The sequence below is a fragment of the Microbacterium sp. NPDC056569 genome, from assembly GCF_042793475.1.
Classification (GTDB): domain Bacteria; phylum Actinomycetota; class Actinomycetes; order Actinomycetales; family Microbacteriaceae; genus Microbacterium.
The window spans coordinates 126,945-138,661 of record NZ_JBHTUV010000007.1; the positions used below are offsets into that span (position 1 = coordinate 126,945).

Annotated in this window: 10 protein-coding genes; 5 read left to right on the top strand and 5 right to left on the bottom strand. The window is 69.5% G+C overall.

Translation table 11 applies throughout. The features are described from left to right. The first annotated feature begins 29 nt into the window (after positions 1-29). Together ACFQ7C_RS10070 and ACFQ7C_RS10075 are read left to right on the top strand one after the other, a co-directional pair. Complete coding sequence (locus tag ACFQ7C_RS10070) at positions 30-383, top strand: Fe-S protein (protein WP_378899918.1); 354 nt, start codon at positions 30-32, stop codon at positions 381-383. Positions 384-610: 227 nt separating this feature from the next. After that, complete coding sequence (locus ACFQ7C_RS10075) at positions 611-2,086, top strand: MFS transporter (protein WP_378899921.1); 1,476 nt, start codon at positions 611-613, stop codon at positions 2,084-2,086. A gap of 97 nt (positions 2,087-2,183) precedes the next feature. Here the strand turns inward: ACFQ7C_RS10075 and ACFQ7C_RS10080 are convergent, their stop codons facing one another. From ACFQ7C_RS10080 to ACFQ7C_RS10095, 4 genes are read right to left on the bottom strand one after another with little or no spacing between them, the layout of a single operon-like run. Then, positions 2,184-2,966: a hypothetical protein gene (locus ACFQ7C_RS10080; protein WP_378899924.1), complete on the bottom strand. Its 783-nt coding sequence runs from the start codon at positions 2,964-2,966 to the stop codon at positions 2,184-2,186. 4 nt (positions 2,967-2,970) lie between these two features. Beyond that, positions 2,971-3,798, bottom strand: coding sequence for an ABC transporter permease (locus tag ACFQ7C_RS10085; protein WP_378899927.1), 828 nt, complete (start codon positions 3,796-3,798; stop codon positions 2,971-2,973). Further along, positions 3,795-4,685 (bottom strand): ABC transporter permease, encoded by an 891-nt coding sequence (locus ACFQ7C_RS10090; protein ID WP_378899930.1) that lies wholly within the window; start codon positions 4,683-4,685, stop codon positions 3,795-3,797. The genes ACFQ7C_RS10085 and ACFQ7C_RS10090 overlap by 4 nt, the downstream gene beginning before the upstream one ends. Beyond that, complete coding sequence (locus tag ACFQ7C_RS10095; protein ID WP_378899933.1) at positions 4,682-5,623, bottom strand: ABC transporter ATP-binding protein; 942 nt, start codon at positions 5,621-5,623, stop codon at positions 4,682-4,684. Before ACFQ7C_RS10095 ends, ACFQ7C_RS10090 begins: the two co-directional genes overlap by 4 nt. A gap of 181 nt (positions 5,624-5,804) precedes the next feature. On the opposite strand from ACFQ7C_RS10095, the gene ACFQ7C_RS10100 reads away from it, so the two are divergent. Together ACFQ7C_RS10100 and ACFQ7C_RS10105 are read left to right on the top strand one after the other, a co-directional pair. Beyond that, positions 5,805-6,020, top strand: coding sequence for an AsnC family protein (locus tag ACFQ7C_RS10100; RefSeq protein ID WP_310289187.1), 216 nt, complete (start codon positions 5,805-5,807; stop codon positions 6,018-6,020). 25 nt (positions 6,021-6,045) lie between these two features. Beyond that, complete coding sequence (locus ACFQ7C_RS10105) at positions 6,046-8,049, top strand: ABC transporter ATP-binding protein (RefSeq protein ID WP_378899936.1); 2,004 nt, start codon at positions 6,046-6,048, stop codon at positions 8,047-8,049. A 136-nt stretch (positions 8,050-8,185) separates the two neighbouring features. Here the strand turns inward: ACFQ7C_RS10105 and ACFQ7C_RS10110 are convergent, their stop codons facing one another. After that, positions 8,186-10,066, bottom strand: coding sequence for a phosphoenolpyruvate carboxykinase (GTP) (locus ACFQ7C_RS10110; RefSeq protein WP_378899939.1), 1,881 nt, complete (start codon positions 10,064-10,066; stop codon positions 8,186-8,188). Between the two features lie 141 nt (positions 10,067-10,207). On the opposite strand from ACFQ7C_RS10110, the gene ACFQ7C_RS10115 reads away from it, so the two are divergent. Beyond that, positions 10,208-11,644: a helix-turn-helix domain-containing protein gene (locus ACFQ7C_RS10115; protein ID WP_378899942.1), complete on the top strand. Its 1,437-nt coding sequence runs from the start codon at positions 10,208-10,210 to the stop codon at positions 11,642-11,644. Positions 11,645-11,717: the final 73 nt, after the last annotated feature.

Here is an 11,717-nt window from a genome sequence, read left to right on the forward strand (position 1 = left end):
ACCAAGCAACCTTCAGCTAGACTGATGGCATGGAAATCCTCCGCCACGTCGTCGTGCTCGTCCACCTCGTGGGCTTCGCCATCCTCTTCGGCGCCTGGGTCGTCGAAGCGGTGAACGGAAAGCACCAGATCACGCGCCTCATGAACTGGGGCCTCGCGATCGCCGGCCTCGCCGGCCTCATCCTCGCCGCCCCGTGGGGCATCGATTACGAGCTGAACTACGTCAAGATCGGCGTGAAGCTCGTCATCCTCGTCGTCATCGGCGCGCTCCTCGGCATCGGCGCGGGCCGGCAGCGCAAGACCGGCTCGGTGCCCGGCGCGATCTTCTGGTCGATCGGCGTGCTGACCTTCGCGAACGCCGCGATCGCCGTGCTCTGGCGCTGACCGCCTGATTCACGGAACGGATGCTGCAGCCCTGGGCCGCAGCATCCGTTTTCCGTCTCCGCGCACGGCGCGCGATCGCGGGAGTAGGCTGGTTGTTCGTGCCGGGCGACCACGCCTGCACCCACGGTGATCCAGTGCAGTGCCGCCCGACGCGTCACCCTGCGCCCGGCGACCGCCCACCGCCGCATCCCATCCGGATGCCCCGCTCCGCGCATGCCCAGGTGAATATGTCCTCCCCCACCACCGCCACCACGGCGGCTCCTGCCAATCCCCGTTCCCGCGTCATCCTGGCGAGCCTCGTCGGCACCACGATCGAGTTCTACGACTTCTACGTCTACGCGACCGCCGCCGTCCTCGTCTTCCCGATCCTCTTCTTCCCGACCGGCAACGACACCACGTCGCTGCTGCTGTCGTTCAGCGTCTTCGGCGCCGCGATGATCGCGCGTCCGCTCGGCGCCATCGTCTTCGGCCACTTCGGCGACCGGTTCGGCCGCAAGGCGACCCTCGTCGCGTCGCTGCTCACGATGGGTATCGCGACCTTCCTCATCGGGTGCCTGCCGACGTTCAACGAGATCGGCGTGTGGGCCGCGGTGCTGCTGCTCGTGCTGCGACTCGCCCAGGGCTTCGCGCTCGGTGGCGAGTGGTCGGGAGCAGCCCTCGTCGCGACCGAGAACGCGCCCAAGGGCAAGCGCGCCTGGTACGGCACGTTCCCGCAGCTGGGCGCACCGCTCGGCTTCATCATCGCGAACTCGGTGTTCCTGGCGATCAACTACCTGCTCCCCCACCCGGATGGCGCCGGTCAGCGGTCGGCCGACTTCCTCGCGTGGGGCTGGCGCGTGCCGTTCCTGTTCTCAGCCGTCATGGTGGTCATCGGCCTGTGGGTGCGTCTGCGCCTCGTCGAGTCCGAGACGTTCGTCAAGGCCGAGGAGAAGGGCGCGATCCGCAAGTTCCCGCTCGGCACCGTCATCCGTCACCACTGGTGGCACCTGATCCTCGGCACGTTCATCATGCTGGCGACCTACGTGCTGTTCTACCTGATGACGAACTTCACGCTGTCGTACGGCACCAAGGCCGCCGACCTCGAGACCGCATCGGCCGCCGCGCAGAAGGCCGCTGAGGCGGCCGGCCAGTCGTTCGACCCGGCCGCTTTCGCCGCGCAGTTCTACCCGGGCCTCGGCTTCGGCTACACCGACTTCGTGCTGATGCAGATCATCGGCGTCGTGTTCTTCGGCATCTTCACGCTGCTGTCCGGCCCGATCGCCGACGCGATCGGCCGCCGCCGGCTGCTCCTGTGGGTGACCGCGCTCATCATCGTGTTCGGTCTGACGTTCAACCTGTTCCTTTCGCCGCAGCTCGACCCGAAGTTCACGGGCGCACTCACCCAGGCGTTCCTCATCTTCGGGTTCATGCTGATGGGCTCGACCTTCGGCCCGATGGGAGCCGTGCTGCCGGAGCTCTTCCCCACGAACGTCCGCTACTCGGGCTCGGCCATCTCGTACAACGTGTCGTCGATCCTCGGTGCGGCGCTCGCCCCGATCGTCGCGGTCGCGCTGTGGGCCGGCGCCGACGGCAGCCCGTGGCTCGTCGGCGTCTACCTCTCGGCGATGGGTGTGCTGACGTTCATCGCCCTCCTCCTCTCACCCGAGACGAAGGACGTCGACTACGACGCAGACCTGGGCGTGGGAGCCACCGGCTCGCTCTGACCCCGGCTTCGCAGGACGACGGATGCTGCAGCCCCGCGCGGGCTGCAGCATCCGTCGTCTTCGCATCCCGCGGCCCGAACGCCTCGCACTGCCCGCGTCAGATCGCGTCGGTGCCGTCGCGCATGGCGCGATCGCGCGCGAGCTGCGCCTCGCGACGCGCCAGGCGACGCTGCCGCAGAGTCTCGCGATCGGCGGTGCGCTCCTTCTCTTCGCGCTCCCGCTGCCTGCCTCCGAAGTGCGCCGACGCCAGGAGCATCGCGGTCAGCACCAGCGCCAGCGCGCGGGCGATCCACAGGAGCGTCTCGGACTCGACCGTGTAGCCGAACGGGATGCCGAGCAGCGCGAACAGCACCGGCAGGGCGCCCGCGCGGCCGGGCGGCAGGTCGTCGAGGGCGAAGGCGCCGACGAACACGAAAGTGGTGAGCAGCGCGCCGGCGGTGCCCCAGAACAGCAGCCACCCGCCGCCCGGCTTGCCGGTGACGAGGTGCAGGATGCCGCGTCCGAGCGCCTCGAGCGGCAGGAGGAACAGGAACAGCGCGAGGAACCCCAGGAGCGCCGCGAGGTATGCGAACACCAGGAACCACAGCACGTCGACGAAGGGCGGCCAGTCCGCTCCGGTTCCCTCGGAGAGCAGCCCCGGGGTGATGACCGCCGTCATCGCCGCGGGGAGGTACCACATCAGCCTCGTGCGGGAGTCGCGCCCATCGCCGGTGCGCGCCCACCAGATCCGGATGTAGACCGCGACGAGCACCATGAGCACCCCGAAGGCGCCCACGATCTCGCCCAGGCTGTCATCCCAGGGCAGGCTGCCGAACCCGATCGAGACGACGACGGCCGACGCGATGCCGATCGCGCAGAGGACGAGTTCGACGACCAGCACGGGATCAGTCGAGGAACAGCGCGCGGAGGCGCTTCGTGGTGAACACCAGGCCGATCGCGATCATCACGACGTAGTAGAGGACGTGCCACCACATCTCGGGCGTGAGGATGCCGGTCGTGAGTCCGCGGACGAGCTCGACGCCATGCCACAGCGGGAACGCCATGATGATGTGCTGGATCCACTCGGGGTAGATCGTGATCGGGTACAGCGTCGCCGAGAACAGGAACATCGGCAGCAGCACGAAGTTGATCCAGTCCATCTGCTGGAACGTCTTCATATAGCTCGTGACGGCCATGCCGAGGCTCGCGAACCCGAACGCGATGAGCAGCACCGCGGGCAGGGCGAGGATCGCCGTCCACGCGAGGTTGAGGCCGAGGATCTGCATGATGATCATGAACCCGCTCGCGTACAGCAGGCCGCGCAGCAGCGCGTACAGGATCTCGCCCAGCGCGACATCGAGCGGACCGAGCGACGTCGCGAGCATGCCCTCGTAGAGCTTGCCGTAGTTGAGCTTGAAGAAGACGTTCCACGTCGAGTCGTAGATCGCCCCGTTCATCGCCGAGACGGCGAGGAGCGCCGGTGCGATGAACGCCGCGTACGGCACCTCGACGCCGCTGGAGGTCTGCACGTCGCCGATGAGGGCGCCCAGGCCGATGCCCATCGAGGCGAGGTAGAACACGGGCTCGAAGAAGCCCGAGAGCACGACGGCCCAGCTCGACGAGCGCGCGGCGATGAGGCCGCGCTGGACGACGGACTGCGGGTTGCCCGCCCAGAGGGCGCGCACCCCGCCGGCGCGGACGGCGCCGGTCTCGGTTCCGGTCGCGACGCTCATTCGCCCAGCCTCCTCTGGAAGATGCGGCGGCCGATGAGGTACCCGCCGATCGAGAGCAGGAGCAGGTAGCCGACGTGGACGACGATCGCGAACGGATCGATCGGCAGGCCGTAGGTGACGACGCGGCCGAGCTCGGTCGCGTGCCACAGCGGCGACACCCAGCCGATCCACTGCAGCCACAGCGGCAGCGTGTCGAGCGGATAGAAGGTGCCGGAGAACAGGAACATCGGCATGAAGACGAAGCGCTGCACGAGTGCGATCTGGCCCTTGTCGTCGGTGATCGACGCGGCGTAGGCCATGTACGGGATGCCGAACGAGAGGCCCGCGAGCAGGCCGATGGGGATCGTGAGCCAGCCCGTCTGCGGGTCGGGCACCGCCTGGAACAGCCACAGGAACAGGTAGTACGCGACCGTGACGACGATGATGCGCGCCGAGGCGCCGGCGACGACGCCGCCGGCGATCTGCCCGGGTGTGAGTCCGGTCGCGCTGAACCCGAAGAAGTACCGGCGCCACTTGAACCCGGCCATCACCGGATACGAGAACTCCTCGGACGCGACCGAGATCGCGGCGGTCATGAGGAGCGCCGGCGCGACGAACACGAGGTACGAGACCTCGACGCCGTTCTGGGTGATCGGAGCGTCGATGAGCGCGGCGAGGCCGACGGCGAGCCCCAGCAGATAGAGGATCGGCTGGCCGAGCGCGCCGACGATGATCGTCCAGCCGTATGCGCGCATGGCTCGGACCATGTGCTCGGTGACGTACCACGTGCCGAATGCGCGGGGCTTGCGACCCCACTGCATCGCCTCGGCGCGCAGCTCGTCGAGCGACGGCTGCACGCGCGTCGCGGAGGCCGGAGCGGCGCCGGAGTCTTCGGGAGGGAGCGTCATTCGATCAGCGACCTTCCGGTGAGCCGGAGGAAGACGTCCTCGAGGCTGGAGCGACGCACGAGCGACGTGATCGGGGTGAGACCTCGATGCGCCACGGTCTCGAGTGCCGCCTCGCCGTCGTTCGCGTACACGAGGATACGGTCGGGAAGCACCTCGACGCGGTCGCCGATGCCCTCGAGCTGCGGGGCGACCTGCTCGTTGCGGTCGGAGCCGAAGCGCACCTCGAGCACCTCGCGGCTGGAGTGCTCGCGGATGAGCGAGGCCGGCGTGCCCTCAGCCATGATGCGGCCCTTGTCGACGACGATCAGCCGGTCGCACAGCTGCTCGGCCTCGTCCATGTAGTGCGTCGTCAACACGAGCGTCGTGCCGCGCTCCTTCAGCCGGAACAGGCGGTCCCACAGCACGTGGCGCGCCTGCGGGTCGAGACCGGTGGTCGGCTCGTCGAGCAGCAGGATGCGCGGGTCGTTGATGAGGCCGCGTGCGATCGTGAGCCGGCGCTTCATGCCGCCGGACAGCTGCTCGACCTTGCTCTTCGCCTTGTCTTCGAGCTGCGCGAACGCGAGGAGCTCGTCGGCCTTCTGGTGGCACACCTTGCCGGGCAGCCCGAAGTAGCGCCCGTAGATGTAGAGGTTCTCGCGCGCGTTGAGCTCGCCGTCGAGGTTGTCCTGCTGGGGCACCACACCCAGGCGCGAGCGGATCTCAGGGCCGTAGCGGTCGGGGTCGAGCCCGAGGATCGTGAGGTCGCCTGCGGTACGCGTCGACACCGCGCCGACCATCTTCATCGTCGTGGACTTGCCGGCGCCGTTCGGGCCCAGGAGGCCGAACGACTCGCCCGGCGCCACCTCGAACGACAGTCCGTCGACGGCGAGGAAGTCGGGCTTGCCTTTGACCTTGTAGGCCTTGACGAGGTTCTCAGCGGTGATCACGGGGGCGGGCACCGGACTACCCTAACGCCCCGCTCCGACACGCCCATGCCCGCACCCACACCCGTCCTCGCCCCCTTCCCCCTCGTTCGGAGAGAATGCGTCAACGCACGTTGACACGCCCCACCGCGTCAACTACGGTTGACGACGGATGCCGCGGCCCGCGGCATCCGTCATCGGAAACGAGGGGCGCGCGATGAGCGGCGACGAACTGACCACCCTGATCGGGGCGGCCGGCGAGCGCGAGCCGATCGCGGAGCTGCACCGTCTCGCCGAGGTGCGCCGCGAGCTCGCCCGCGCCGAAGAGGTGCAGGTGCGCAAGGCCCGCAACCTCGGCTTCTCGTGGCAGGCGATCGCGGGCGCCCTCGGCGTGAGCCGACAGGCCGTCCACAAGAAGTACGGTCGAAGGTAAGCCCCTTCACGAACGAGGTACACCCATGCCCTCCGCCGATCTCGACGAAGCCCCCGCCCCCGCGGCCTCCCCTGCGGAATCCCCGCGCGCCCGGCGCGGGCGCTCCCGCCGCGGCAAGGCCGAAGAGGGGCCGCGCGCGACCTTCTCGCAGCTGCTCCCCTACCTGTTCGAGCACAAGCGCACGCTGGCCGTCGTGGTGGTGCTGAGCATCCTGAGCGCAGGTGCCTCGCTCATCCAGCCACTGCTGGTGGGCCAGGTGATCACACGGGTGCAGGAGGGCCTCGATCTGGGCCTGCTCATCTGGGCGCTCGTCGGGTTCGTCGTGCTGGCCTCCCTCATCTCGGGCTGGCAGCACTACCTCCTGCAGCGCACGGGCACCGCCGTCGTGTACTCGAGCCGCCGCCGGCTCATCTCCCGCATCCTGCACCTGCCGATCAGCGAGTTCGATGCGCGCCGGACCGGCGACCTCGTCTCCCGCGTCGGCAGCGACACCACGCTGCTGTACGCCGCCCTCACGCAGGGGCTCGCGGACTCCGTCGGCAACGCCCTGCTGTTCGTCGGTGCACTCGTCGCGATGGCGATCATCGACCCGCTGCTGCTCGCGATCATCGTGCTGGTGATCGGCGTCTCGGTGCTCGGCGTGGTCGCGCTGAGCGGCCGCATCCGCACGGCGTCGACCGAGCAGCAGGAGAAGGTGGGCGCCCTCGCGTCGGGCGTCGAACGCGCCGTCGGCTCGATCCGCACCGTTCGCGCGTCGGGCGCGACCACTCGCGAGGTCGACGCCGTCACGGCGCAGGCGACCGAGGCCTACACGGTCGGCGTGCGCATCGCGAAGGTCTCGGCGCTCGTGGTGCCGATCGCGGGCATCGCGCTGCAGGTGTCGCTGCTCGTGGTCATCGGACTCGGCGGCTTCCGCGTCGCGACCGGCGCACTGTCGATCGCGAGCCTCGTGACCTTCATCATGTTCCTCTTCATGCTCATCGCACCGCTCGGCTCGTTCTTCGGCGCGATCACGTCCGTCAGCCAGGCACTCGGCGCCCTGGGCCGCATCCAGGAGGTGCTCGACCTCCCCACCGAGTCGCAGGACGACGCCGCCGTCGCCGCACGCGCCCTCCGACAGGCTCAGGGACCGGTCGCTGAGCCCGTCGAAGCGGCCGCGATCGAGTTCCGCGACGTGCGGTTCCGCTACCCCGCGAACGTCGTCGAGGCGCGCCGCAAGGCCGAGTCCGAGGCGCTGGCGGTGCTCGAGAGCGCGCACGTCGACACGTCGACGATCGTGCTCGGCGACGGGGCGGGCGACACCGGCCTCGAAGAGCTGACGGATGCTGCAGCATCCGTGTCCGCAGACGCCGACGTGCTGCGGGGCGTGTCGTTCTCGGTCCCGCGCGGGGCGCGCGTCGCGCTCGTGGGTCCGTCGGGCGCCGGCAAGAGCACGACCCTCGCGCTCATCGAGCGCTTCTACGACCCGACCGGCGGTGCGATCCTGCTCGACGGTGCGGACGTGCGCGCCCTCGACCGCGAGGACCTGCGCGCGCAGCTCGGGTACGTCGAGCAGGACGCCCCGACGCTGGCTGGGACGATCGGCGACAACCTGCGACTCGCGTCGCCCGAGGCGTCCGACGCGGAGTGCGAAGCGGTGCTGCGCGCGGTGAACCTCGGCGACGTGCTCGACCGCAACCCGCTCGGGGTCGACGCGCCGGTCGGTGAATCGGGCGTCATGCTCTCGGGTGGCGAGCGCCAGCGGCTCGCGATCGCCCGCGCACTGCTGGCCGCTCCCCCGATCCTGCTGCTCGACGAGTCCACGTCGTCGCTGGACGGCCTCAACGAGCAGCGCATGCGCGAGGCGATCGACGCGGTCGCCGCAGGACGCACGCTCATCGTGATCGCGCACCGCCTGTCGACGGTCGTCGACAGCGACCACATCGTCGTCATGGAGCACGGCCGCGTCGTCGGCCAGGGCACCCACTCGGAGCTCGTGCAGACCACCCCGCTGTACCGCGACCTTGCGAAGCACCAGCTCCTGGTCTGACGGAGACATGCGGGCGCCCGGCCCCTCTGCCAAGAAGAGGGCCGGGCGCCGGTCTGTGCGACGGCTCTCCGTCGCGGGAAGCGGATGCCTCGACCCTCTCGCACAGGTGGGGCCGGGGCATCCGTCTCCAGATCTTTCAGGCGCGCTGCAGGCGGTACCGGAGCGCTGCGAGCTCGGCCCACAGCGGGGCGGGCACGCGACCTTCGAAGGTGCGGTAGAACTCCTCGGTCAGGTCCGCCTCGTGCAGCCACCGCTGCGGGTCGACTTCGAACAGCTCGTCGAGGTCGGCCTGCGAGACATCGATGCCGTCGAGGTCGAGGTCCTCGCCGCGGGGCAGGCGGCCGATCGGGCTGTCGACCGCGCCGACCTCGCCCTCGATGCGGCGGATGATCCAGTCGATCACGCGCGAGTTGTCGCCGAAGCCCGGCCACAGGAAGCGGCCGTCCGCGCCCTTGCGGAACCAGTTGACCTGGAACACGCGCGGCGCGCGGTCGAAGCGCAGCTTCTGCCCGACCTGCAGCCAGTGCCCGAAGTAGTCGGCCATGTTGTAGCCGCAGAACGGCAGCATGGCGAACGGGTCGCGGCGCAGCTCGCCGACCGTGCCCTCCTGGGCCGCCGTCTTCTCCGACGAGATGTTCGAGCCCATGAAGACGCCGTGGGTCCAATCGGTGGCCTCGATCACGAGCGGCACGTTGGTGGCGCGACGGCCGCCGAAGAGGATCGCGTCGAGCGGCACGCCCTGCGGCGCGTCCCAGTCGTCGGCGATCTGCGGGCACTGGGCCGCGGCGACGGTGAAGCGCGAGTTCGGGTGGGCGGCGGGACGACCGGATGCCGGGGTCCAGGGCTTGCCCTCCCAGTCGGTGAGCTCGGCCGGGGCCTCGTCGGTGAGTCCCTCCCACCACACGTCGCCGTCGGGGCGCAGCGCCACGTTCGTGAAGATCGTGTTGCCCCACAGCGTCTCGACCGCCGTGACGTTCGTGGACACGCCGGTTCCCGGCGCCACGCCGAAGAACCCGGCCTCGGGGTTGATGGCCCAGAGGCGCCCGTCCTCGCCGGGGCGCAGCCACGCGATGTCGTCGCCGAGCGTCTCGACGCGCCAGCCCGGGATCGTCGGGCGGAGCATCGCGAGGTTGGTCTTGCCGCACGCCGACGGGAAGGCGGCCGCGATGTGGTAGGCCCGGCCCGCCGGGTCGATCACGCGGATGAGGAGCATGTGCTCGGCGAGCCAGCCCTCGTCGCGGCCGATGACCGACGCGATGCGCAGGGCGAAGCACTTCTTCGCGAGGATCGCGTTGCCCCCGTACCCCGAGCCGAACGACCAGACCTCGAGGGTGTCGGGGAAGTGCACGATGTACTTCTCGTCGTTGCAGGGCCACGCGACATCGGCCTGGCCGGGCTGCAGCGGGGCGCCGACCGAGTGCACGGTCTTGACCCAGTGCGCACCGCCGGCGATCTCGCGCAGCACGTCGGTGCCGACGCGCGTCATGATGCCGATCGAGGTGACGGCGTAGGCGCTGTCGGTCACCTGCACGCCGATGTGCGACAGCGGACCGCCGACAGGCCCCATGGAGAACGGCACGACGTACATCGTGCGGCCCCTCATCGACCCCTCGAACAGCGGCGTGATGGTGGCGCGGATCTCGTCCGGAGCGGCCCAGTTGTTCGTGGGGCCGGCGTCCTCCTCGCGCTCGGACGCGATGAACGTGCGCGCCTCGGTGCGTGCGACGTCGCTCGGGTGCGAACGGGCGAGGTACGAGCCCGGGCGCCACTCGGGGTTGAGCTTGATGAGCTTGCCCTCGGCGACCATCTCGTGCAGCAGCGCGTCGTTCTCGGCGCGCGAGCCGTCGACCCAGTGGATGCGTGCGGGCTGCGTGAGGGCGGCGATCTCGTCGACCCACGCGCGCAGTGCGACCATGCCTTCGCCCTGAACGGTCGGCGCTTCGCCATACGTCCGGGTGAGGGTGGGACGGGCGGAGGTGGAGCCTTCGGTTCGGGTGAAGATGTCGGCAAGGGCCATGGTGTCGCTCCTCGTTGATTCGACCGTCAGATGGTTTCGACGATGCAGATTCATGCTCTTCCTCTACTTTCGGGGGTTGCCGTCGCCTCTTCCCACGAAATGTGGTGTCAAGAGTTGCAAATCTTTCGCTACGATCAAGGAATGCCCCCCACCGCTCTGGAACTGTCGACCCTGGGCCACCGCATCCGTCATCAGCGTCTCGCCCACGGCTACACGCTCGATGAGCTCGGCGCCCTGGTCGGGGTCGCCGGGAGCCAGCTCAGCCTGATCGAGAACGGCAAGCGCGAGCCCAAGCTGTCGCTGCTCCAGGCGATCGCGTCGACGACCGGGGTCGAGGTCGGCGACCTCCTCTCGGCGGAGCCGCCCAACCGCCGTGCCGCGCTCGAGATCGAGCTCGAGCGCGCGCAGTCGGGGTCGGTCTTCCGCCAGCTGGGCGTCACACCGATCAAGGTCACCAAGGGCATGAGCGACGACACGATCGAATCGGTGCTGGGCCTGCACCGCGAACTGCAGCGCCGCGAGCGCGAGGCGATCGCCACTCCCGAAGAGGCGCGCCGGGCGAACACCGAGCTGCGTCTCATGATGCGCGAGCGCGACAACTACCTCCCTGACATCGAGAAGCTCGCCGAGAAGCAGCTCAAGGCGGCGGGGCACGTGTCAGGCGCCCTCACGCACCGGACCGTCAGCATCATGGCCGAGAAGCTCGGCTTCGAACTCATCTACGTGAACGACCTGCCCCACTCGACGCGCTCGGTCACCGACCTCGAGCACGGCCGCATCTATCTGCCCCCGGCATCCATCCCCGGCGGTCATGGCCTCCGGTCGATGGCGCTGCAGGCGATGGCGCACCGGCTGCTCGGCCACAAGCGGCCGACCGACTATGCGGACTTCCTGCAGCAGCGCCTCGAGATCAACTACTACGCGGCGTGCTGCCTCATGCCCGAGACCGCGTCGGTGGCCTTCCTGCAGCAGGCGAAGAAGGACCGCAACCTCGCGGTCGAGGACTTCCGCGATGCGTTCGGCGTGACCCACGAGGCCGCCGGCATGCGCCTCACGAACCTCGCGACCCACCACCTCGGCATCAAGCTGCACTTCCTGCGCGTCGACGGCTCGGGTGCCATCTCGCGGGTCTACGAGAACGACGACCTGCCGTTGCCGATGGACGTAACCGGGGCCGTCGACGGCCAGATCGCGTGCCGCAAGTTCTCGGCACGCGCCGCCTTCTCGGAGCAGAACCGCACCACCGAGCACTATCAGTACACCGACACCCCCGCCGGAACGTACTGGTGCTCGACCCAGACCGGCACCACGGCGGAGGGCGAGTTCTCGATCACGGTCGGCGTGCCGTTCGACGACGCGCGCTGGTTCCGCGGGCGCGAGACGCAGAAGCGCGCGACCTCGACGTGTCCCGACGAGTCGTGCTGCCGCCGCGTGGCGTCCGACGTTTCGGAACGCTGGTCGGGCAAGGCGTGGCCGAGTGCGCGCGTCCACATGCAGATGTTCTCGCCGCTCCCCCGGGGTGCCTTCCCCGGCGTCGACGACAACGAGGTCTACGACTTCCTCGACCGCCACGCCTGACCCATCGACGCGAGGGACGGATGCCGCGGCCCGTGGGCCCACGCGCCCCGAGGCTCCGCGCAGCGCGGAGCGA

Bases quoted from the DNA above. Each gene is read 5' to 3' on its own strand.
- ACFQ7C_RS10070 (WP_378899918.1), top strand. From the start codon at position 30: ATGGAAATCCTCCGCCACGTCGTCGTGCTCGTCCACCTCGTGGGCTTC.
- ACFQ7C_RS10075 (WP_378899921.1), top strand. From the start codon at position 611: ATGTCCTCCCCCACCACCGCCACCACGGCGGCTCCTGCCAATCCCCGT.
- ACFQ7C_RS10085 (WP_378899927.1), bottom strand. From the start codon at position 3,798: ATGAGCGTCGCGACCGGAACCGAGACCGGCGCCGTCCGCGCCGGCGGG.
- ACFQ7C_RS10090 (WP_378899930.1), bottom strand. From the start codon at position 4,685: ATGACGCTCCCTCCCGAAGACTCCGGCGCCGCTCCGGCCTCCGCGACG.
- ACFQ7C_RS10100 (WP_310289187.1), top strand. From the start codon at position 5,805: ATGAGCGGCGACGAACTGACCACCCTGATCGGGGCGGCCGGCGAGCGC.
- ACFQ7C_RS10105 (WP_378899936.1), top strand. From the start codon at position 6,046: ATGCCCTCCGCCGATCTCGACGAAGCCCCCGCCCCCGCGGCCTCCCCT.
- ACFQ7C_RS10110 (WP_378899939.1), bottom strand. From the start codon at position 10,066: ATGGCCCTTGCCGACATCTTCACCCGAACCGAAGGCTCCACCTCCGCC.
- ACFQ7C_RS10115 (WP_378899942.1), top strand. From the start codon at position 10,208: ATGCCCCCCACCGCTCTGGAACTGTCGACCCTGGGCCACCGCATCCGT.